19 protein-coding genes and 1 tRNA gene are annotated in these 20,462 nt (G+C 71.3%); 11 read left to right on the plus strand and 9 right to left on the minus strand.

Going from position 1 to position 20,462, the window contains the following annotated elements; genetic code table 11:
• The first annotated feature begins 10 nt into the window (after positions 1–10).
• Both BM419_RS12455 and BM419_RS12460 read left to right on the plus strand, forming a co-directional pair.
• Positions 11–1,159 carry an acyl-CoA dehydrogenase family protein gene (locus BM419_RS12455; protein WP_056528575.1) on the plus strand — a complete coding sequence of 383 codons (1,149 nt, stop codon included), beginning with the start codon at positions 11–13 and terminating at the stop codon, positions 1,157–1,159.
• Between the two features lies 1 nt (position 1,160).
• Positions 1,161–1,994 carry an HTD2 family dehydratase gene (locus BM419_RS12460; protein WP_091926629.1) on the plus strand — a complete coding sequence of 278 codons (834 nt, stop codon included), beginning with the start codon at positions 1,161–1,163 and terminating at the stop codon, positions 1,992–1,994.
• Between the two features lie 122 nt (positions 1,995–2,116).
• Here BM419_RS12460 and BM419_RS12465 read toward each other — a convergent pair whose 3' ends face one another.
• Entirely contained in the window at positions 2,117–2,542 is a 426-nt protein-coding gene (locus tag BM419_RS12465; RefSeq protein ID WP_020091957.1) for an organic hydroperoxide resistance protein, read from the minus strand.
• Between the two features lie 85 nt (positions 2,543–2,627).
• The gene (gene ade, locus BM419_RS12470) at positions 2,628–4,349 is read right to left on the minus strand and encodes an adenine deaminase (RefSeq protein ID WP_091926630.1); all 1,722 of its coding nucleotides are present in this window, start codon (positions 4,347–4,349) and stop codon (positions 2,628–2,630) included.
• A gap of 127 nt (positions 4,350–4,476) precedes the next feature.
• Between ade and ilvD the strand changes: the two genes are divergently transcribed.
• Positions 4,477–6,306 carry a dihydroxy-acid dehydratase gene (gene ilvD, locus BM419_RS12475; protein ID WP_026604756.1) on the plus strand — a complete coding sequence of 610 codons (1,830 nt, stop codon included), beginning with the start codon at positions 4,477–4,479 and terminating at the stop codon, positions 6,304–6,306.
• Here ilvD and BM419_RS12480 read toward each other — a convergent pair whose 3' ends face one another.
• The 3 genes from BM419_RS12480 to BM419_RS12490 all read right to left on the minus strand — a co-directional run bounded on the left by BM419_RS12480 (position 6,307) and on the right by BM419_RS12490 (position 9,080).
• Positions 6,307–7,005, minus strand: a complete 699-nt coding sequence (locus BM419_RS12480) for a GDSL-type esterase/lipase family protein (protein WP_020091960.1) — start codon at positions 7,003–7,005, stop codon at positions 6,307–6,309.
• Positions 7,006–7,008: 3 nt separating this feature from the next.
• On the minus strand, positions 7,009–8,031 hold the full coding sequence (locus BM419_RS12485) for a lipase (protein ID WP_091926631.1): 1,023 nt from the start codon (positions 8,029–8,031) through the stop codon (positions 7,009–7,011).
• A 77-nt stretch (positions 8,032–8,108) separates the two neighbouring features.
• Positions 8,109–9,080, minus strand: coding sequence for a GDP-L-fucose synthase (locus BM419_RS12490; protein ID WP_091926632.1), 972 nt, complete (start codon positions 9,078–9,080; stop codon positions 8,109–8,111).
• 279 nt (positions 9,081–9,359) lie between these two features.
• Between BM419_RS12490 and BM419_RS12495 the strand changes: the two genes are divergently transcribed.
• From BM419_RS12495 to BM419_RS33225, 4 genes are all read left to right on the plus strand, one after another.
• Positions 9,360–10,961: a hypothetical protein gene (locus tag BM419_RS12495; RefSeq protein WP_244540761.1), complete on the plus strand. Its 1,602-nt coding sequence runs from the start codon at positions 9,360–9,362 to the stop codon at positions 10,959–10,961.
• A gap of 74 nt (positions 10,962–11,035) precedes the next feature.
• Positions 11,036–12,559, plus strand: a complete 1,524-nt coding sequence (locus BM419_RS12500; protein ID WP_020091964.1) for a phytoene desaturase — start codon at positions 11,036–11,038, stop codon at positions 12,557–12,559.
• The gene (locus BM419_RS12505; protein ID WP_026604757.1) at positions 12,540–13,610 is read left to right on the plus strand and encodes a phytoene/squalene synthase family protein; all 1,071 of its coding nucleotides are present in this window, start codon (positions 12,540–12,542) and stop codon (positions 13,608–13,610) included. Before BM419_RS12500 ends, BM419_RS12505 begins: the two co-directional genes overlap by 20 nt.
• 22 nt (positions 13,611–13,632) lie before the next feature.
• The gene (locus BM419_RS33225) at positions 13,633–13,761 is read left to right on the plus strand and encodes a hypothetical protein (protein ID WP_280141588.1); all 129 of its coding nucleotides are present in this window, start codon (positions 13,633–13,635) and stop codon (positions 13,759–13,761) included.
• Positions 13,762–13,811: 50 nt separating this feature from the next.
• On the opposite strand, the gene BM419_RS12510 is transcribed toward BM419_RS33225, so the two are convergent.
• A complete protein-coding gene (locus BM419_RS12510; protein WP_091926634.1) occupies positions 13,812–14,723 on the minus strand; it encodes a PhzF family phenazine biosynthesis protein in 912 nt (303 codons plus the stop codon).
• Positions 14,724–14,733: 10 nt separating this feature from the next.
• On the minus strand, positions 14,734–15,657 hold the full coding sequence (gene hemC, locus BM419_RS12515) for a hydroxymethylbilane synthase (protein WP_020091968.1): 924 nt from the start codon (positions 15,655–15,657) through the stop codon (positions 14,734–14,736).
• 183 nt (positions 15,658–15,840) lie between these two features.
• Between hemC and BM419_RS12520 the strand changes: the two genes are divergently transcribed.
• From BM419_RS12520 to BM419_RS12530, 3 genes are all read left to right on the plus strand, one after another.
• Positions 15,841–16,761, plus strand: a complete 921-nt coding sequence (locus BM419_RS12520; protein WP_091926635.1) for a metallophosphoesterase — start codon at positions 15,841–15,843, stop codon at positions 16,759–16,761.
• A 191-nt stretch (positions 16,762–16,952) separates the two neighbouring features.
• Positions 16,953–17,507, plus strand: coding sequence for a tellurite resistance TerB family protein (locus BM419_RS12525; RefSeq protein WP_091926636.1), 555 nt, complete (start codon positions 16,953–16,955; stop codon positions 17,505–17,507).
• Between the two features lie 77 nt (positions 17,508–17,584).
• Positions 17,585–18,046: an ABC transporter ATPase gene (locus BM419_RS12530; protein ID WP_091926637.1), complete on the plus strand. Its 462-nt coding sequence runs from the start codon at positions 17,585–17,587 to the stop codon at positions 18,044–18,046.
• Between the two features lie 38 nt (positions 18,047–18,084).
• Here the strand turns inward: BM419_RS12530 and BM419_RS12535 are convergent, their stop codons facing one another.
• Positions 18,085–19,617, minus strand: a complete 1,533-nt coding sequence (locus BM419_RS12535; protein ID WP_020091972.1) for an acyl-CoA carboxylase subunit beta — start codon at positions 19,615–19,617, stop codon at positions 18,085–18,087.
• A gap of 156 nt (positions 19,618–19,773) precedes the next feature.
• A tRNA-Val gene (locus BM419_RS12540) sits at positions 19,774–19,848 on the minus strand.
• 258 nt (positions 19,849–20,106) lie between these two features.
• On the opposite strand from BM419_RS12540, the gene BM419_RS12545 reads away from it, so the two are divergent.
• On the plus strand, positions 20,107–20,448 hold the full coding sequence (locus BM419_RS12545) for an Rdx family protein (protein ID WP_234082982.1): 342 nt from the start codon (positions 20,107–20,109) through the stop codon (positions 20,446–20,448).
• Positions 20,449–20,462 lie beyond the last annotated feature (14 nt).

The raw sequence follows: 20,462 nt of genomic DNA on the forward strand, positions 1-20,462 counted from the left end.
GGAGCCCCCGATGGAAGCCTATACCGAGATCCGCGAGGCGGTCGCCAAGCTCTGCGCCGGCTTCCCGGGACCGTACTGGCGGGCCCTCGACCGGGAGATGGCCTACCCGACCGAGTTCGTGAACGCGCTGACCGAGAGCGGCTACCTGTCGGTGCTGATTCCCGAGGCGTACGGCGGCTCCGGCCTGCCGCTCTCGGCGGCCGCCGCGATCCTCGAGGAGGTGCAGCGGGCGGGCTGCAACGGCGGCGCCTGCCACGCCCAGATGTACACGATGGGCACGCTGCTGCGGCACGGCTCGGAGGCGCAGAAGGCCGAGTACCTGCCGGGCATCGCGGAGGGCCGCCTGCGGCTCCAGGCCTTCGGCGTGACCGAGCCGACCTCCGGCACCGATACCGGCAGCCTGAAGACGACGGCCCGCCTGGAGGGCGACCACTACGTCGTCAACGGCCAGAAGATCTGGACCAGCCGCGCCGAGCACTCGGACCTGATGCTGCTCCTCGCCCGCACCACGCCGCGGGCCGAGGGCATGAAGCGCACGGACGGGCTGTCGGTGCTGCTCGTCGACATGCGCGCGGCCAAGGGCAACGGCCTGACGATCCGGCCGATCCGCACGATGATGAACCACGCCACCACGGAGGTGTTCTTCGACAATCTCCGCGTTCCGGCGCAGAACCTCATCGGCGAAGAGGGCAGGGGCTTCCGCTACATCCTGTCCGGCATGAACGCGGAGCGGATCCTGATCGCCGCCGAGTGCGTCGGCGACGCCAAGTGGTTCATCGACAGGGCCCGGGCCTATGCCGGCGAGCGGACCGTCTTCGGCCGGCCGATCGGTGCCAACCAGGGCGTGCAGTTCCCGATCGCGAAGGCCTACGCCAACATGCGCGCGGCCGAGCTCATGGTCCGCGAGGCGCTGACCCTCTACGAGGGCGGGGCCAATCCCGGGGCCGAGGCCAACATGGCCAAGATGCTCGCCGCCGACGCGTCCTTCGAGGCGGCGAACGCCTGCATCCAGACCCATGGCGGCTTCGGATTCGCCGAGGAGTACGACGTGGAGCGCAAGTTCCGCGAGACGCGCCTCTATCAGGTCGCGCCGATCTCCACGAACCTGATCCTCGCCTACCTGTCCGAGCACGTGCTCGGCCTGCCGCGCTCGTACTGACATGACCGATCTCAGCGCCTGGATCGGCCGGACGCGGGCGGCGTCCGACCTCGTCACCCCGCGCCTCCTCGCCGAGTTCCGCGCGACCTTCGCGCCGCACCTGGCGCCGGTCGCCGACGGGATCGCGCCGCCGGCCCTGCACTGGTGCCTCGCGCCCGAGACGCCGCCGGCCGATTCCCTCGGGCCCGACGGCCACGCCGCCAAGGGCGGCTTCCTGCCCCCGGTGCCGCTGCCCCGGCGGATGTGGGCGGGGGGCGAGATCGAGACGCTCTCGGACCTGCGCGCGGGGGACACGGTCACGCGCACCGAGACCGTGCGGGACGTCGCCTTCAAGAGCGGGCGGAGCGGGAGCCTGTGCTTCGTCACCGTCGACCACACGGTCTCGACAGAACGGGGCGTCGCGATCCGCGAGCGGCAGGATATCGTCTACCGCGAGGCGGCGGGCGCACAGACGGGAACCGGCGCCGCGCCCGAGCGCGACGGTTCCGAATCCTACGCGGTGATCTGGGAGGTGCCGGCGACGCCGACGCTGCTGTTCCGCTACTCGGCGATGACCTTCAACGGCCACCGCTTCCACTACGACCAGCCCTACGCGACGCGGGTGGAAGGCTACGCCGACCTCGTCGTGCACGGCCCGATGCAGGCGACGCTGCTGATGAACCTCGCCGCGACGCTCCTCGGACGCGTGCCGCGGACGTTCACGTATCGCGGCGTCGCGCCGATGACGGCGAACCAGGTGTTTTGGGTCTGCGGGCGGGTCGCCGGGACGGCGTTCGAGGGCGTGACCCTCGACGCGGGGGGCCATGTCTGCATGCGGGCCCGGGCCGACGGGTGAGCGGCCGCGGACGCTCGGTCCGCATCCGAGATTGGGACGGGATCGGCACCGCCGTCGCGCCGCGCGCGGGCAAAAGCGGCGCAGCGGCCCGCGGACGCGTCCGCGGGCCGGCCCCGAGGGGATCAGGCCAGCTTCAGGCCGACGTTGACGTTGCCGCGGGTCGCGTTGGAGTACGGGCAGACCTGGTGGGCGGCGTCGACGAGCTTCTGCGCGTCGGCGCGGTCCAGGCCCGGGAGGCTGATGGTCAGGTCGGCGGTGATGCCGAAGCCGCCCTCGGAACGCGGGCCGATTCCGACGTCGGCGGTCACGGTGGTCTCGGCCGGGACCTTCAGCTGCAGCGACGGCGCGACGGCCTTCATGGCGCCGAGGAAGCAGGCCGAGTAGCCGGACGCGAAGAGCTGCTCCGGGTTCGCGCCCGGACCGCCCGCGCCGCCGAGCTCCTTCGGGGTCGAGAGCTTGACCTCGAAGCTGCCGTCGGCAGTCCGGGCGGCGCCGTCGCGGCCGCCGGTGGCCGTGGCGGTGGTACGGTACTTCACGTCTACGGGCATGGGACTCTCCGGTTTGGGGATGCCGCCGGCATGTAGGCGCCGACTCGCCTCCGCACAGCCCATTTAGATTGCGCGCAATCTAATTTCAAGGATCGATCAGCGCGAAGCGGTCGACATCGACGAGCCCTCGATCGGTGATCTTCAGGTGGGGGATCACCGGCAGGGGCAGGAAGGCCACCTGCAGGAAGGGTTCCGGGAGGACGACCTCCAGGCTTCGCGCCGCGTCGCGCAAGGTTACGAGCGAGCGGCGGATGGCGTCGAACGGCATGAGACTCATGAGCCCGGCGACCGGCAGCGCGATCTCGGCCAGCACCCGGCCGCCCTCGACCACCACGAAGCCGCCCTCAATCGCGCCGAGCCGGTTTACCGCCACGGCCATGTCGGCATCGTCCGCCCCGACCACCGTGATGTTGTGGCTGTCGTGCCCGACCGACGAGGCGATGGCGCCGCGCTTGAGGCCGAACCCCTTCACGAACGCGACCCCGACGCCGCGCGCGCCCGGCTGTGTCCGGCCGTGGCGCTCGACCACCGCGACCTTGATGACGTCCTGGTCGAGGTCGATCCGGCGCTCGCCGCCGGAATAGGGCAGGGTCAGGTCGTGCCGCAGGGTGATGATCTTGCCGGGCACGACGCCGATCACCGGCGTCGACGGCCCGGAGCCCGGAGCGGCGAAGTCGGCGGCCGTCACGTGCCGCGCCCGCACGCTCCGGCGGCCGATCGGCTCGATCGACGCGCGCGCGTCGAAGAGCGCGGCGTCCACCGGCCGGCCCGCGCTGAGGACTTGCGACACGGCACAGGCGGCGAGATCGTCGAGCACCACGAGGTCGGCGCGCTGGCCGGGCGCGACGAGGCCCCGGTCGTGCAGCCCGAAGGCGCGGGCCGCCGACCAGGAGGCCGCCCGGTAGGCGGCCAGCGGCGGCACGCCGAGGGCGATGGCCGTGCGGATGACGAAGTCGAGGTGCCCCTCCTCGGCGATGTCGAGGGGATTCCGGTCGTCGGTGCAGAAGGCCAGGAACGGCGCCGTCCGCTCGGTCAGGATCGGCGCGAGGGCGTGCAGGTCCTTGCACACCGAGCCCTCGCGGATCAGCACGGTCATGCCCTTCGACAGCTTCTCGCGGGCCTCCTCGGGCGATGTCGCCTCGTGCTCGGTGCGGATGCCCGCCGCGATGTAGCCGTTGAGCGCGAGGCCGCGCAGGAGCGGCGCGTGCCCGTCGATGTGCCGCCCCTGGAAGGCCGCGAGCTTGTCCAGCACGCCCGCATCGCCCGCCAGCACGCCCGGGAAGTTCATGAACTCGGCGAGGCCGATCACCTTCGGGTGCGTCGCGAAGGGCAGGAGATCCTGCGCCTCGATCCGGGCGCCCGAGGTCTCCAGGTGGTCGGTGGCCGGCACGCAGGACGAGAGCTGCACCCGCAGATCCATCGCCAGCGTCTCGGAGGATCTGAGGAACCACGTGAAGGCGTCGGTGCCGAGCACGTTGGCCATCTCGTGCGGGTCGCAGATCCCGGTGGTGACGCCGTGCGGCAGGACGCACCGCTCGTATTCCTGCGGCGGCATCAGCGACGACTCGACGTGGAAATGCGTGTCGATGAAGCCCGGCACCACGACCTTGCCGGACACGTCGATCTCCCGGGTGCCGCGATACTGCCCGAAGGTCCCGACGATCCGGTCGCCGCAGATCGCGATGTCGGAGGCGACGAGGTCGCCGGTGACGAGGTCGAGGAAGTGGCCGCCCTTCAGGACCAGATCGGCTTCGGCCCGGCCCTGACCCTGCGCGATCGCGCGCCGGAGGAAATCCACCTGTGTCATCGCGATCCGCCCCTCCCTCCTGCCATCCGCCAGAAGCATGCCACGGGTGCCGGTCTCCCGGCGACGCTTGCGGATGCGCGGGCGCGGGCGCAGAAGCCCTTCACCTTTGAACCAGTCGAAGCTCTCGATGCCTGCCTATCGCTCACGCACCACCACCCACGGCCGCAATATGGCCGGTGCCCGCGGCCTCTGGCGCGCCACCGGCATGAAGGATTCGGATTTCGGCAAGCCGATCATCGCGGTGGTGAACTCCTTCACGCAGTTCGTGCCGGGCCACGTCCACCTGAAGGACCTCGGCCAGCTCGTCGCCCGGGAGATCGAGGCGGCCGGCGGCGTCGCCAAGGAGTTCAACACCATCGCGGTCGATGACGGGATCGCGATGGGCCACGATGGGATGCTGTACTCGCTGCCGTCCCGCGAGCTGATCGCCGATTCCGTCGAGTACATGGTCAACGCGCACTGCGCCGACGCGATGGTGTGCATCTCGAACTGCGACAAGATCACCCCCGGCATGCTGATGGCGACGCTGCGCCTCAACATCCCGACCGTCTTCGTCTCGGGCGGCCCAATGGAGGCCGGCAAGGTGCAGCTGCCGGGCATCGCCAGGAAGGTCGACCTCGTCGACGCGATGATCGCGGCGGCCGACGACCGGATCTCCGACGAGGACGTCGCCGTTATCGAGCGCTCCGCCTGCCCGACCTGCGGCTCCTGCTCGGGCATGTTCACGGCGAACTCGATGAACTGCCTCACCGAGGCGCTGGGTCTGGCGCTGCCGGGCAACGGCTCGGTGCTCGCCACCCACGCCGACCGCAAGCGCCTCTTCGTCGAGGCCGGCCATCTGATCGTCGATCTGGCCCGCCGCCACTACGAGCAGGACGACGCCAGCGTGCTGCCGCGCGCGGTCGCGAGCTTCCAGGCGTTCGAGAACGCCATGACCCTCGACATCGCCATGGGCGGCTCGACCAACACGGTGCTGCACCTGCTGGCCGCCGCCCACGAGGGCGAGGTGCCCTTCACCATGGCCGATATCGACCGGCTGTCCCGGCGGGTGCCGGTGCTGTGCAAGGTCGCCCCGGCGGTAGCCAACGTCCACATGGAGGACGTCCACCGGGCGGGCGGCATCATGGGGATCCTGGGCGAGCTCGACCGGGCCGGCCTGATCGACACCGGCGTCGGAAACGTCTCGGCCGGAACGCTCGGCGGGGCGCTCGCCCGCTGGGACGTGCGCGGCGAACCGGCCGCCTCGGTCCAGACCTTCTACCGCGCGGCCCCGGGCGGCGTGCCGACCCAGGTGGCGTTCAGCCAGGAATCGCGCTTCGACGCGCTCGACCTCGACCGGGAGGGCGGCGTCATCCGCGACGCGGCGCACGCCTACTCGCAGGATGGCGGCCTCGCCGTGCTCTACGGCAATCTCGCCGAGCAGGGCTGCATCGTGAAGACCGCGGGCGTCGACGCCTCGATCCTGACCTTCACGGGCACCGCCCGCGTGTTCGAGAGCCAGGACGCGGCCGTCGACGGCATCCTCAACGGCAAGGTCACAGCCGGCGAGGTGGTGCTGATCCGCTACGAGGGCCCCCGCGGCGGCCCCGGCATGCAGGAGATGCTGTACCCGACGAGCTACCTGAAATCGAAGGGACTGGGTAAGGCCTGCGCCCTCGTCACCGACGGGCGGTTCTCCGGCGGGTCGTCGGGCCTGTCCATCGGGCACGTCTCGCCCGAGGCGGCCGAGGGCGGCCTCATCGGCCTCGTGCGGGACGGCGACCGGATCGCCATCGACATCCCGAACCGGCGCATCCACCTCGATGTCGAGACGGCGGAGCTCGACCAACGGCGGGCCGCTCAGGAGGCGGCGGGCTGGCAGCCGGCGAAGCCGCGCAAGCGGAAGGTGAGCACGGCCCTGCGCGCCTACGCCATGCTCACGACGAGCGCGGCGCACGGCGCGGTGCGCCGGGTCTGATCAGCGGAGTTCGAGGACCAGGGCGGCGATGGCGGCCAACAGGGCCGCCGCCGCCACCGCGGCGCCGATGAGGCGCGCGCGGACGGACCGGGCCGTGTTCGCGGGCGAACCGTTCACCGACAGGGCAGGGGCGGATGGGGCATCCGGGATGCGCCCCAGCGCCCGGAGCATCAACGGCTCGATCGCCGCGTATCCGGCCGGGCTCAGGTGGAGCCCGTCCGTCCCGTAATCCGGCCGGAGCCCACCGGACTCGGACACCAGCACGGCGTGGTAATCGACGAACGTCGCGCCGTGCTCGTGGGCGTGGTCCCGGAGCCACGCGTTGACCGCCGCGATCATGGCGGGGGCGTCTCGCACCTCCGGGTTCCACGGGATGCCGTCCACTGGCGTGAGCGAGCCGATCCAGGCCTTCACGCCCAGAGCGCGGGCCTCGTCGAGCATGCCGGCGAGCGTGCGGCAGATCTCCTCGACCGGGACGAAGACACCCTCGTTGCGGCCGATATCGTTGACGCCGCACAGGAGATGCACGCCCCGGGCGCCGGTCTCCGCGAGGTCGCGGGCGAACCGCATGGTGATCCAGCGCGCCGTCTGCCCGGAGCCGCCACGGGGGATGAGGCCGTAGGCCTCGAAAGTGCCGGCCCGGTGGAAGCCCCAGAGCTCCGTGATCGAGTCGCCCACGAAGACGATCGGTTCGGCCATGGCTCAGGCGGCCGTCGCCGCCCCGACCGTCTCGACCACCTCCGCCTGGAGACGGTCGGCCATCACTTGGCGCCCCTCCGAAGTCACGTGGACGATGTCGGTGAACAGGGCGCGGGCGTCGGCCTCGAACAGCCGGCTCAGATCCCGCGCCGCGAAGGCCCGGTCGGCCATGTCCAGCCGCCCGAGGACACTCTCGAAGCGCTCGTACTGGCGGTCGAGATAGGCGAGGAACGCGCCGGACGCGGCGCCGGCCTCCGCGCCCGCGAGCGTCCCCTTGCGGACGACCGTCGGCTGCAGGAGGAACCGGACCGGCGTGCCGATCCCGGGCGCGAGCCGCGCGAGGCGCCTGAGCGCCAGCTCGAACTGCCGCACCACCTCCCATTCCCAGATGTCGGACTGCCAGTTCGTCAGCGCGCGCAGGTTCTCGAGGCGATTGAAGATCATCGCCTGCAGGCCGTCATACGACAGGTCCTCCGCGTCCTCGGCGGATTTCCTCGGGTCGAAGAAGTAGTCGTAGAGGCTCTCGTTCGCGAAGTGATTGTAGGGAACGCCGGCCCGCGGATCGAAGCTCCAGGGCTGGAAGATGTCGGTCGCGCCGCCGACGACTAGGATGACGTCGGGCTGCAGGTCCATCAGCCGCGTCGTGATCAGGGCGATCATCTGGTTGAGACAGGCCGAGACCGCGCCGAAATTGTAGACCCGCGCGCCGGGCCCGTGCGCCTGCTTCAGCCCGGTCTCCAGGCGTCCGGGCACGGTGTCGGCGAAGACCTGGCCGTCGATCAGCGTGCTGTCGCCGACGACGAAGACCCGCAGCGTCTCGGAGGGCGGCCGCGCGTCCGCGTGCGCGTCGTTGCGATACCCGAGGGCGTCGTAGCGCCAGCCCTGACCGGACGCCTCGGTCAGCGGCTTCCCGGCGAACTGCGCGTAGGGCGCGGGAAACCGGCTGTTCGCGTCGAAATTCTGGAAGCTCTGCAGGAACTTCCGCCGTCGCGCGTCCGCGCTGTCGTCGGGCGGCCGGTGGGCCATGGTCCGTCTCCTCGCCGGGCGGATGCCCGGTGGCTGTGCGATGGTCGGTGAGCCGGGCGGCGCGACGGCGGGCCCGGTCAGCTCCGCAGCGTCGCGTGGTTCTTCAGGAACCAGCCGTAGGTCTGGCGCAGGCCGTCCTCGAGGGCGATCTCCGGCCGCCAGCCCATCGCCCGCAGCCGCGACACGTCCATCAGCTTGCGCGGCGTGCCGTCCGGCTTGGTCGCGTCGAACGCCAGCTCGCCCGCGTAGCCGATCACCCGCGCGAGCGCCTCGGCGAGCTGACGGATGGTGCAGTCCTCACCCGTCCCGACGTTGATGTGCGACAGGTCGGGGCGCGTGTTCGCGGCGTAGACCGCGTCGTCCATCTCCATCACGTAGACGCTGGCCCGCGCCATGTCGTCGACGTGCAGGAACTCGCGCATCGCCCGGCCGGTGCCCCAGACCGTGACCTTCGCCAGACCGTCCCGCTTCGCCTCGTGGAAGCGGCGCATCAGCGCCGGCAGCACGTGGGCGTTCTCGGGATGGAAGTTGTCGTTCGGGCCGTAGAGGTTCGTCGGCATCACGCTGCGATAGCGGCGCCCATACTGGCGGTTATAGCTCTCGCACATCTTGATCCCCGCGATCTTGGCGATCGCGTAGGGCTCGTTGGTCGGCTCGAGCAGCCCGGTCAGCAGGGCGTCCTCGCGCATCGGCTGCGGCGCGAGCTTCGGGTAGATGCAGGACGAGCCCAGGAACAGCAGCCGGTCGACGCCGTGCGTGTGCGCGGCGTCGATCAGGTTCGACTGGATCAGCAGGTTCTCGTGGATGAACTCGGCCGGGTAGGTGTTGTTGGCGTGGATGCCGCCGACGCGCGCGGCGGCGAGGTAGACTTGGTCGATGCGGTTCTCGGCGAAGAAGCGCCGGACCGCGGCCTGATCGAGGAGGTCGAGGGTCCGGCGGTCGGCCGTGAGGATCCGCTCGTGACCGCGCTCACGCAGGCGACGCACGATCGCCGAGCCCACCATGCCGCGATGGCCCGCCACGAAAATGGTCTGACCTCGACCGTCCATCACGCGTCCGTTCCCTGCCGAAAGCTCGGATTTCCAAGCCCCTATAGCCCCTTTGCGGCGCGATATCGCCGCGCAAACACGCGTTTTCTGAGGCGGGCCACGGGGCGCGCGCCGGCCTCCGCGAACCGCGTCATTGTACGGGAAACGACGAAACCAAATACAACTGAAAGTTAGCGTTAATCATTCTACCAGAAGCTGCATCTCGTTCCTGCTTGCCGACCAACGGGTTGCAGGGCCGGATCGGAATCGCTCCCCGGCCGCGCAGCAATGGAGTTCCAGATGCGTCCCTTGACCGTCGTCCCGGTTACGCCGCGGACTGCGACGATCGCTGTCCTCCGTCCGGGCGCCGCCCGCGCGATCCCGATCGCGGCCGGGCTCCTGCTCTGCACGGCCCTGGCGACACCCGCCCAGGCGCAGCTCCTGCGCGGCGCGCTGGATACAACCATGAATGGCATCCTCGGCACCGGGCTCACGATCGGCACGAGCAGCCCCGGCAGCGGCGTGCTCGGAACCGGCCTCAATGTCGGGACGACCAATGGCGGGCTTCTCGGCACGGGCGTAACGGTCGGCACCACCAATCCCGGGACCGGCGTCCTCGGGACCGGCGTCAATGTCGGGACCACGACCGGCGGCAGCGTGCTCGGCACCGGCGTGACGGTCGGAACCACCGCTCCCGGGACCGGCGTCCTCGGAACGGGGCTCAACGTCGGGACCACCGGCGGGGGTGTGCTCGGGACCGGCGTGCTGGTCGGCACGACCGGTCCGGGAGACGGGTTGCTCGGCACCGGTCTGACCCTGGGAACCGCGGGAGGGACCGGAACGGGCGGCTGCGGCACATGCGGCGGCACCGGCGGGGGTGGGACCGGCGGGGGCGGAACCGGTGGTGGTGGTACCGGTGGCGGGTCCAATCAGGGCATCTACATCATCACCGGCAACGTGACGCAGTCCCAGGGGCAGACCGTCATCAACGAGCTGAGGCTCTCGCAGCTCACGAGCGTCACGGGCGTCGCCGCCAACAACACCAGCAACCAGGCCGCGCCGATCGCCGTCGGCAGCGACGCGCTGGCGGTGGGCTACGGTTCGAGCGCGGCCGGGACGGCCTCGACCGCGGTCGGCACGGGCGCCAGCGCCGCCAACACCGGCAGCGTCGCCCTCGGCTACGCGGCCAGCGCGCAGGGCCTCGGCGGAACGGCCATCGGCACGGCCTCCGCGGCGTCCGGAGCCGGCAGCACCGCCCTGGGCTTCGTCGCCGGCGCGACCGGGACCGGATCCACCGCCATCGGTGCGGCCGCCTCGGCGGCCGGCAACAACAGCGTCGCGCTCGGCAACGGGGCGGCCGCCAACCAGGCCAACACGATCGCGATCGGCGCGAACGTGAAGACGACCCAGGCCAACCAGGTCGCGATCGGCAATTCCGCGAACACCTACAGGCTTGCCGGTATCGCCTCGCAGGCGAGCGCCGCCGCCCAGAGCGGAGCGACGGCCTTCGTGACCACGGACGCGAACGGTAACCTCGCGGCCTCGGCCTACGGACCGTCGACGATCGCCGGCCTCGGCAACCGGATCGATTCGGTGCAGGCGCAGGTCAACAACCTGGAAGCCAAGACCGACTCGGTCCAGCGCTACGCCATCCAGACCCGCAAGGAGGCCCGGCAGGGCGTCGCCATGGCCATCGCGATGGCGACCGCGCCGATGCCGTCGGCGCCGGGCAAGACGACCTGGGCCACCAACGGGGCGACCTACCGGGGCGAGTGGGCCGGCGGTCTCGCTGTGGCGCACCGGTTGCCGACCTGCTGCGTCCCGATCGCGGTGACCGCGGGCGTGGCCTACGGCGGCGACAACGCCGTCGGTGTCCGCGCCGGCCTCGCGGGCGAATTCTGACACGGCCATCATCACCAGGGACGCGCCTGATTTCGTCCTTGCGCAGCGTGAAAGGACCGCGATAGTGTCAAGCAATGCTGACACTCGCGGTCGACCATCGGGTTGCGCAAGAGATCGATCGGCGCCCGCACGCCGTCGTGGTCGGCTCGGGCTTCGGCGGTCTCGCCGCGGCGGTCCGGCTGGGCGCGCGCGGCTATCGCGTCACCGTCTTGGAGCGCCTCGCGCAGCCCGGGGGACGGGCCCGCGTCCACCGGCAGGACGGCTTCACCTTCGACGCCGGTCCGACCATCGTCACCGCGCCCCAGCTCTTCGAGGAGTTGTGGCAGCTCGCCGGCCGCAGGCTCGCCGACGACGTGACGCTGGTGCCGATGGATCCCTTCTACCGGATCCGCTTCGCCGACGGCACGTCCTTCGCCTACAGCGGCGACGTGGACCGGATGCGCGCCGAGGTGGCCCGCTTCGCGCCGGACGACGTCGCGGGGTACGAGCGCTTCATGGCGCACAGCCGCGCCGTCTGCCGGATCGGGTTCGAGCAGCTCGGACACGTGCCGTTCGGCAGCGTCGGCGCGATGCTCAAGATCGCGCCCGACCTGCTGCGCCTCTCGGGACACCGCTCGGTGCACGACGTGGTGGCGCGCTTCATCCGCGACGAGCGGCTGCGCACGGTCTTCAGCTTCCATCCGCTCCTGATCGGCGGCAACCCGTTCCGGGCCAGCGCCATCTACTGCCTGATCGCCGACCTCGAGCGGCGCTGGGGCGTTCACTTCGCGATGGGCGGTACGGGGCAGCTGGTCGACGGGCTGGTGCGGCTGATCCGGTCGCAGGGCGGCCGCCTGCGCCTCGGCGTCGAGGTCGCGCGCATCCGGGTCGAGGCGGGGGCGGCCACCGGCGTCGACCTGACCAGCGGCGAGACGATCGCGGCCGACGTCGTGGTGTCCAACGCCGATTCGGCCGTGACGCACGCGCGCCTGCTTCCGGAGGCGCAGCGCTGGAGCCCGGGGCGGTTCCAGCGAGCCCGCTCGTCGATGGGACTGTTCGTCTGGTACTTCGGCACCAAGCGGCGCTACCCGGCGGTGGATCACCACACGATCCTGCTCGGGCCCCGATACCGCGGCCTGCTCGCCGACATCTTCGACCGCAAGGTGCTGGCCGAGGACGCGAGCCTCTACCTGCATCGTCCGACCGCCACCGATCCGAGCCTCGCCCCACCGGGATGCGACGCCTTCTACGTGCTGGCCCCGGTGCCGAACCTCGCCGGCGGCCAGGATTGGCAGACCCTCGCCGAACCGTACCGGCGCCGGATCGCCGCCCTGCTCGAGGCGAGCGTGATGCCTGGCCTGTCGGAGGCCATCGTGACCTCGAAGGTGACGACGCCGCTGGATTTCCAGGACGATTTCCTGAGCTACCGGGGCTCCGGATTCGGCCTGGAGCCGGTGCTGACGCAATCGGCCTGGTTCCGTCCGCACAACCGGTCGAGCGCAGTCCGCAACCTCTACCTCGTGGGCGCCGGCACGCATCCGGGGGCCGGCCTCCCCGGGGTGCTGTCCTCCGCCCGCATCCTCGACAGCGTGGTCCCCGATGCCCGCGTTACCGCCTGAATTCGCCGCCGCGGCCGACCGGACCGCCTGCCGGATGGCGATCCGGGCCGGCTCGAAGAGCTTCTTCGCGGCCGGCCAGCTGCTGCCGGCCGACATGCGCGAGGCGGCTTACGGCCTCTACGCCTTCTGCCGGCTGTCCGACGATCTCGTCGACGATGCGGCGAGCCCGGCCGACCGGCGCGGCGCCGTGGCGCGTCTCGAGGCCCGGATCGGCCAGGCCTATGCGGGCCGTCCCGCCGACGCCCCGGCGGACCGCGCCTTCGCGGAGATCGTCGCGGCCCACGCGATTCCGGAAGCGCTGCCGCGCGCGCTGATCGAGGGCTTCGCCTGGGACGCCGAGGGCCGGCGCTACGCCGATCTCGGGGCGCTCCACGCCTACGCTGCCCGGGTCGCGGGCTCGGTCGGGGCGATGATGTCCCTGATCATGGGGACCCGCTGTCCCGACGCGCTGGCCCGCGCCTGCGATCTCGGCGCCGCGATGCAGCTCACCAACATCGCGCGCGACGTCGGCGAGGACGCGCGGATGGGCCGCCTCTACCTGCCGCTGGACTGGATGCGGGAGGCGGGGCTCGATCCGGACGCGTTCCTCGCTGATCCGCGGCCGAGCCCGGCCCTGGCCGGCGTGGTGGCCCGCCTCCTCGCCGAGGCGGACAGCCTCTACGCGCGCGCCGAGGCGGGCATCGCGGTGCTGCCACGCGGCTGCCGGCCCTCGATCCGGGCGGCGGGGCTGATCTACGCCGAGATCGGCCGGGTCGTTGCGGCGCAGGGCTACGATTCGGTCCGCCACCGCGCCCGGGTCACGACGGCGCGGAAGCTCGCCCTGATCGTCCGCGCGATCCGAACGCCCGCGGACGCGGCCGGCCTCGGCGCGGCCCCGCTTCCCGAGACGGCGTTCCTGATCGAGGCCGTGGCGGCCGAGCCGGTCCTGCCGATGCGCGCGCGCCCTGCGCTGCGGCCCTGGTGGGACGTCGGTGGTCGGGTCGTGCACGTCCTCGATCTGATCGAGCGGATGCGCGAGCGCGAGGCGTTCGGCCGCTCCGCACCGTCCTGATCGACGCGGCGGAGGCTCATCGGTGCGCGACGGGCTGTTCGCCGCCCTCGATATCGGACTCGTCTTCGCCCTGGCGCTGGGTGTCGGGGTCTGGCAGCTCATCGCGGTCCGCCGCAGCATCCGCCGCGACCGGGACGGCAAGGTGGATTGAGGCCACGGTTACCGACGGCGGCCTCCGGGCCGTGACGGCGCGGTGAGCCACTACCCCGCGATCCGGCCGCCCTCATCCGTCGCGGTCACGCGGTCGGCGGATTCGGCGAGCGCGACGTCGCCCTCCAGCAGGCACCCGACCGGGCGGCCGTCCACGAAGCCGAGCCGCACCCGGATCTCGGACAGGCGGCCCATAGCCCGACCCTGCAGGATCCGGATCGGACGATCGTCCGGCTCGATGAGGCCGTCCTGCAACAGCCCGAAGGCCAGGGCTGCGGCCGCGATGCCCGTGGCGGCGTCCTCGGGATAGCCGGAGGCGCGGGGAAACTGCCGCGCCTCGAACAGCCGGGCCGGGCCGTCGAGCACGGCGTAGGGGTAGAGCCCGGTCGACCCGATCCGCGTGCAGGCAGCCTCGACGGCATCGCTTGCGGGCGCGAGGGCGTTCAGCGCCGCCGCGTCGCGCATCGGCACGAGCGTCTTGACCCGCGACGTCACAGCGTTGTGGACCGGCCGCGCAGCGAGGGCGTCGCGCCCGATTCCGAGCGCCGCTTGAACTGCGGCGCTCTGCTCGTCCGTCAGGGGCCGCACGCGGCCGACCGACTGCGTGATCGCGACGCTCCAAGCATCCGCGCCGCGCGGGCTGACGAACCCCGTTACGGAACCGCTGCCGGTGGCGATGCGGACCGCCCCCTCCGGGAGGCGCCCCTCGCGGGCGAGCACCCACAGGACGCCGATCGTGGCGTGGGCGCACATCTCCATCTCGTGGTTCGGCACGAAGAAGCGGAGGTGCAGATCGTGGGCCGGGTCATCGGCCGGCAGCGCGAAGCCCGATTCGTGGCCGTACCGCCGGGCGACGCCCCGCATGGCCTCCGCGTCGAGGGCCCGCGCGTCGGAGACGACGGGACAGGGATTGCCGCCCGTGCCGGCGTGCGTGAAGACGTCGACCACAGTCACGGGCGGCATCGACCGGCCCTCACTGGAGGTGGCGGGTATAGGTGTCGCCGGCCGCCGCCTTGAGGGCCGCACCCGCCTCGCGGCCGATCCGCTCCGCCTCCGCGACGGGCCCCTGCCGGGACGCCGCCCAGTGGCGGCTGCCGTCGGGCAGGAAGAGCAGCCCGTCGATCCGCAGAGTGTCTCCGTCGATCTGCGCCAGGGCGGCGATGGGCGTCCGGCAGGACCCGTCGAGTTCCGCGAGCAGCGCCCGCTCGGCCGAGACCGCGATGGTGGTCCGCGCGCAGGCGATGGGCGCCAGGAGGTCGCGGATCGCCGCGTCGTCCGAGCGGCACTCGATGCCCAGGGCGCCCTGCGCCACGGCCGGCAGCATCTCCTCGACCGACAGGACGCTGCGCGCCATGCTCTCCAGGCCGAGGCGCTCCAGGCCCGCGATGGCGAGGAGCGTCGCGTCGCACTCGCCGGCCTCGAGCTTGCGCATCCGGGTGTTGGCGTTGCCCCGCAGCGGGACCACTCGGAGATCGGGCCGCCGCATCAGCACCTGCGCGCCGCGGCGGAGCGACGAGGTCCCGACCCGGGCGCCGGCCGGCAGCCCCGCCAGTCCGTCGGCGTGCGGCGACAGGAACGCGTCCCGCGGGTCGTCGCGCGCGAGGATGCAGGCGATGGTGAGGCCGTCGGGGAGCCAGGTCTCCACGTCCTTCATCGAATGCACGGCGACGTCGACCTCGCCGGCGAACAGGGCCTGTTCCAGCTCCTTGGTGAACAGGCCTTTGCCGCCGATCTCGGACAGGGGCCGGTCCAGGATCTTGTCGGCCACGGTGGTCACGACCACCAGCTCGGTCTCGAGGCCTGGATTGGCCGCCACGATCCGGTCGCGCACCATCCCGGTCTGCGCGAGCGCCATCGGAGAGCCGCGGGTGCCGATGCGCAGGGGGCGGTTCAACATCTGTTCCGGATCGCTTCGCTGGACGAGACACTGCCTTATAGACCGAGCGCGGCGGCAGGCCACATTCCGTCAACCGGTTTCGGGCCAGGGTCTCGCGGCCGTGAAGGCGGGCCGCCCCGCTTTCGCCGGACTGCGCGCCTAGCGGGACCCCGGCGGGTTCTGGAGCCTACAGGTCTTATCGCGATGCTGATCATGCCGAGCCGCCGGCAGTTCCTGACCGGGCTCGGCGTGGGCGCCGGCCTCACCGCCGCGACGGGCGTCTACGCCTTCGACGTCGAGCCGCTGCACCGGCTGGTGGTGACGTCCTACGCGCCGTCCCTGCCGCGCTGGGATCCGGCGCTGCGCCTGCGGGTGGCGGTGCTGGCGGATTTCCACATCTGCGAGCCGTACATGCCGTTCGACCGGGTGGCGGAGATCGTCGCGGCCACCAACGCCCTCGCGCCCGATCTGGTCCTGCTGCTCGGCGACTACCCGGCCGGGCGCATCGCGTGGCGCAAGCTGCCGCTCGACCAGTTCGCCCGGATGATGACCGAGCTGAAGGCGCCCCTCGGCACGCACGCGATCCTCGGCAACCACGATTGGTGGGACGACCACGCCGTCCAGCGGGCCGGCCGCGGCGTTCCGGCGGTGCGGCGCCTGCTGGAGGCGCAGGGCATCCCGGTCCTGGAGAATCAGGCCGTGCGCCTCGTGAAGGACGGGCGGCCGTTCTGGCTGGCCGGGCTCGGCGACCAGCTGCCGTTCCTCAACGCGTGGAACACGTTCAGCCTGGCCGACCTGCCGCGAACGCTGCGAGCGGTCACGGACTCGGCGCCCGTGATCCTGATGGCCCACGAACCCGACATCTTCGTCTCCGTGCCCGACCGCGTCTCGCTGACCCTCGCCGGCCACACCCATGGCGGCCAGGTCCGGCTGTTCGGCCACGCCCCCGCCATCCGGAAGGTGCGCGGCCACGATTACTCCTACGGCCACATCGTTCAGGACGGCCGCCACATGATCGTCTCGGGCGGTTTCGGGATGAGCCGGATCCCCGTGCGGATGGGCGTTCCCCCGGAGATCGTCCTTCTCGAACTCGGCGGGTCGGACACGTCTGCGACCGCCAGCTGAGCGCGCGAGAGCGTCACGCGGATGCCGACGGTCGCCGCATCGGCGAAGTAGATCCAGGTCGCGCACAATGGATGTTTCGCCTGCGCGCGCGATCCCGCAAGTCACAGCGGTCATTCGCAGGCATTGACGCGGGTTTGACACACCGAGATGTGCGTGAGAGCGTCCCGCGTCGATTCGATCTGGGGACGCTCATGCCGATCCTGCTCGGCCTCATCGGGATCATCGTCGCGGGACTGTTCTGGATCTTGCGGACGCACGGGACCGTCAAGGGCCTGCAGGAGGTCAACCGGGACACGAAGGGGCTTCAGCGCCGCGCCGTCTCGACCTTCCAGAACCTCGTGGGGACGCCGTTGCAGCGCGTCCGCGACCCGCGCCTGGCGGCGGTGATCCTGATGATCCAGCTGGTCCGGACCGGCAGCCCCCTCACCGCCAGCGAGAAGACGCGGATCCTCGAATACATGGAGCGTCCGCTCGAGGTGGATCGGATCTCGGCCGCCTTCGAGCGGGCCTGGGGCTACACGCAGGCGCGTCTCCCGTTCTCGCAGGTCGCCGACGCCCTGGCGCCGCTGCTGCGCGACGCGCTGACGGTGGCCGAGCGGGGCGAGCTGATCGCGATGCTGACCCAGGTGGCCAGCGCGCATTCCCCGCCCAGCGAGTTGCAGCGCGAGGGCATCGCCCGCCTCAAGCGGCGCCTCCTCGTCGGCGAGGGACCCGTCCTGGTCAGGGGACGAGGCGAATCCGCCTGATCCGCATCGGGGTGGGGCGCGGCGCGCCGGAACGCCGCGCCGCTCGCCTTTCCGGACCGCCGCGCTACCTCGCGGGCATGCGCGCGTTCCTGCCTCTCCTCGTCTTCACCGCCCTCTCGGCCGGCGCCGGCCCCGTCCGGGCACAGTCCTGCGACGCGCTGGTCGACAAGGTCACGGCCGAGACGGCGGCCAAGACGGCCGAGCGCCGGAGCGACTACGCGAGCTTCACGGCCGGTCCGGACATGACCCTGACGCTGGCCTGCGGCGGGCCAGACCTGTCCTCTGTGGGCGCGCAGTTTCGCGGGGCGAACCCGCCCGACCGCTACTACGACCTGTTCGGGCAGGCCGGGCACGCGGTGACCGGCATCGATGCCGCCGTGATCACCGAGGCCGCGCACCGGGCCCAGGCGACGGCCACGAAGCTCAGGCACAGCAACGTCGATCTCGGCGGGGCCCGGGTCACCTGCTCGGCGATGGTGTCGCCCGACAAGGGCCCGCTGACGCTGTGCGCGGTGATCGAGAACAGCAACCGCAGCTGAGACCGGCGGCGGCGCGGCCGCCGGCCCGTGCGCCCGCCTCAGAGCGGGATGTTGTCGTGCTTCTTCCAGGGCTGCTCCATCTTCTTGGTGCGGAGCATCCCGAGGGCCTTGGCGATCCGGCGGCGGGTCGAGTGCGGCATGATCACCTCGTCGATGTAGCCGCGCTCGGCCGCCACGAAGGGCGAGAGGAACCGGTCCTCGTACTCGCCGGTGCGCGCCGCGATCTTCTCCGGGTCGCCGATCTCGCTGCGGAAGATGATCTCGACCGCGCCCTTCGCGCCCATCACGGCGATCTGCGCCGTCGGCCACGCGTAGTTCACGTCCGCGCCGACGTGCTTCGACGCCATGACGTCGTAGGCGCCGCCGAAGGCCTTGCGGGTGATGATCGTGACCAGCGGCACCGTCGCCTGCGAGTAGGCGAAGAGCAGCTTGGCGCCGTGCTTGATCAGGCCGCCGTATTCCTGCGCCGTGCCCGGCAGGAAACCCGGCACGTCCACGAAGGTGACGATCGGGATGCCGAAGGCGTCGCAGTAGCGCACGAAGCGCGCGGCTTTCCGCGAGGCGTCCGAATCGAGCACGCCCGCGAGCACCAGCGGCTGGTTGGCCACGAAACCGACGGTCCGGCCCTCGATCCGGCCGAACCCGGTGATGATGTTGCGCGCGTAGGCGGACTGGATCTCGAAGAAGTCGCCCTCGTCCACCACGCGGCGGATCAGCTCGCCCATGTCGTAGGGCTTGTTCGGGTTGTCGGGGATCAGCGTGTCGAGGGACGCGTCGATCCGGTTGACGTCGTCGAAGCTCTCGAGCTCCGGCACGCCGTCGATGTTGTTCGCCGGGAGGAAGTCGAGGAGGCGGCGGATCTGGAGGATCGCCTCGACGTCGTTCTCGAAGGACCCGTCGGCGATCGACGACTTGGTGGTGTGGACCTTGGCGCCGCCGAGTTCCTCGGCGGTCACGACCTCGTTGGTGACGGTCTTCACCACGTCGGGGCCGGTCACGAACATGTAGCTCGTGTCGCGAACCATGAAGATGAAGTCGGTCATGGCCGGCGAGTAGACGTCGCCGCCCGCGCAGGGACCCATGATCACCGAGATCTGCGGGATGACGCCCGAGGCCATGACGTTGCGGCGGAACACCTCGCCGTAGCCGCCGAGCGCCGCGACGCCCTCCTGGATGCGCGCGCCGCCGGCGTCGAAGATACCGATGATCGGGGCGCGCATCTTCAGCGCCATGTCCTGAACCTTCACGATCTTCTGGGCATGCGCCTCGGACAGCGAGCCGCCGAACACCGTGAAGTCCTTCGAGAAGAGGAAGACTGTGCGGCCGTTGATCGTGCCCCAGCCGGTCACGACGCCGTCGCCGGGGATCTTCTGCTTCTCCATGCCGAAATCGGTGGAGCGGTGCTGCACGAACATGTCGAACTCCTCGAACGACCCGTGGTCGAGGAGGAGTTCGATGCGCTCGCGCGCCGTCAGCTTGCCGCGCTTGTGCTGGGCCTCGACGCGCTTCTCACCGCCGCCGAGCCGGGCCTGCGCCCGCCGCTCTTCGAGCTTGTCGAGGATGTCCTTCATGGCTGTTCCCGCCCTTCCCCTGCCTGTGACCTGCGACCCGGATCGGGCCGGGTCCAAGCTTATGCGTTCACCGATCGAGCGCCCTTAGCACGCGCTTTTCGGGTGGCAAACCGACGCGGGGAGCCGCGGGATCAGACCTTCGGGGGATAGGGATGATGGTGGACGGTGCAGGGATCGAACCTGCGACCTTTCCCGTGTGAAGGGAACGCACTACCGCTGTGCTAACCGTCCGTACCGGCGTGCCGCCTGAGCGCACGCCATCGCCACTCGCCCGTGGGGGCGCCGCGACCCGGTGGCGGGCCTTCTAGAGCGCGGCGGGCCGCGACGTCAAGCGCGGCCGGCGATGTTGGCCGACAGCCGGACGAGCGTTCGAGCAGGCGTCCAGATACGCACCGCACTCGGCGGAGCGCCGCCGTCGCCGGCCCGGGGCACGCCGACGTGCGCGTGCGTGAGGTTGACAAGGGCGCCGGCCGGGTGCGCTGTGCGGGCATGCACGATGGGCCAGCGGGCGCGAAGCCCGGCAGCGACGTGACGGTGGAGGGCGCGGCGAGGCCAGGACGGCCGCGCGTCGCGATCACGTACTGCACCCAGTGCAACTGGCTGCTGCGCTCCGCCTGGATGGCGCAGGAACTCCTCTCGACGTTTCGCGATGATCTGGGCGAGGTCGCCCTCGTCCCGGCCACGGGGGGCGCTTTCAACATCCAACTGGACGGGGTGCTCCTGTGGGAACGGGTGCGCGACGGCGGTTTCCCGGACGTGAAGGCGCTGAAGCAGCGCGTGCGCGACCACCTCGACCCGACACGCGATCTCGGTCATATCGACCGGTCATGAGGCGAGGGAACGGC

The organism is Methylobacterium sp. yr668 (genome assembly GCF_900116245.1).
In the GTDB taxonomy this organism is placed as follows: domain Bacteria; phylum Pseudomonadota; class Alphaproteobacteria; order Rhizobiales; family Beijerinckiaceae; genus Methylobacterium.

Excerpts from the sequence above, each read along its gene's own strand:
- BM419_RS12455 (WP_056528575.1), top strand. The coding sequence starts at position 11 with ATGGAAGCCTATACCGAGATCCGCGAGGCGGTCGCCAAGCTCTGCGCC.
- BM419_RS12460 (WP_091926629.1), top strand. The coding sequence starts at position 1,161 with ATGACCGATCTCAGCGCCTGGATCGGCCGGACGCGGGCGGCGTCCGAC.
- BM419_RS12465 (WP_020091957.1), bottom strand. The coding sequence starts at position 2,542 with ATGCCCGTAGACGTGAAGTACCGTACCACCGCCACGGCCACCGGCGGC.
- ade (WP_091926630.1), bottom strand. The coding sequence starts at position 4,349 with ATGACACAGGTGGATTTCCTCCGGCGCGCGATCGCGCAGGGTCAGGGC.
- ilvD (WP_026604756.1), top strand. The coding sequence starts at position 4,477 with ATGCCTGCCTATCGCTCACGCACCACCACCCACGGCCGCAATATGGCC.
- BM419_RS12480 (WP_020091960.1), bottom strand. The coding sequence starts at position 7,005 with ATGGCCGAACCGATCGTCTTCGTGGGCGACTCGATCACGGAGCTCTGG.
- BM419_RS12485 (WP_091926631.1), bottom strand. The coding sequence starts at position 8,031 with ATGGCCCACCGGCCGCCCGACGACAGCGCGGACGCGCGACGGCGGAAG.
- BM419_RS12490 (WP_091926632.1), bottom strand. The coding sequence starts at position 9,080 with ATGGACGGTCGAGGTCAGACCATTTTCGTGGCGGGCCATCGCGGCATG.
- BM419_RS12495 (WP_244540761.1), top strand. The coding sequence starts at position 9,360 with ATGCGTCCCTTGACCGTCGTCCCGGTTACGCCGCGGACTGCGACGATC.
- BM419_RS12500 (WP_020091964.1), top strand. The coding sequence starts at position 11,036 with ATGCTGACACTCGCGGTCGACCATCGGGTTGCGCAAGAGATCGATCGG.
- BM419_RS12505 (WP_026604757.1), top strand. The coding sequence starts at position 12,540 with ATGCCCGCGTTACCGCCTGAATTCGCCGCCGCGGCCGACCGGACCGCC.
- BM419_RS12510 (WP_091926634.1), bottom strand. The coding sequence starts at position 14,723 with ATGCCGCCCGTGACTGTGGTCGACGTCTTCACGCACGCCGGCACGGGC.
- hemC (WP_020091968.1), bottom strand. The coding sequence starts at position 15,657 with ATGTTGAACCGCCCCCTGCGCATCGGCACCCGCGGCTCTCCGATGGCG.
- BM419_RS12520 (WP_091926635.1), top strand. The coding sequence starts at position 15,841 with ATGCTGATCATGCCGAGCCGCCGGCAGTTCCTGACCGGGCTCGGCGTG.
- BM419_RS12525 (WP_091926636.1), top strand. The coding sequence starts at position 16,953 with ATGCCGATCCTGCTCGGCCTCATCGGGATCATCGTCGCGGGACTGTTC.
- BM419_RS12530 (WP_091926637.1), top strand. The coding sequence starts at position 17,585 with ATGCGCGCGTTCCTGCCTCTCCTCGTCTTCACCGCCCTCTCGGCCGGC.
- BM419_RS12535 (WP_020091972.1), bottom strand. The coding sequence starts at position 19,617 with ATGAAGGACATCCTCGACAAGCTCGAAGAGCGGCGGGCGCAGGCCCGG.
- BM419_RS12545 (WP_234082982.1), top strand. The coding sequence starts at position 20,107 with ATGCACGATGGGCCAGCGGGCGCGAAGCCCGGCAGCGACGTGACGGTG.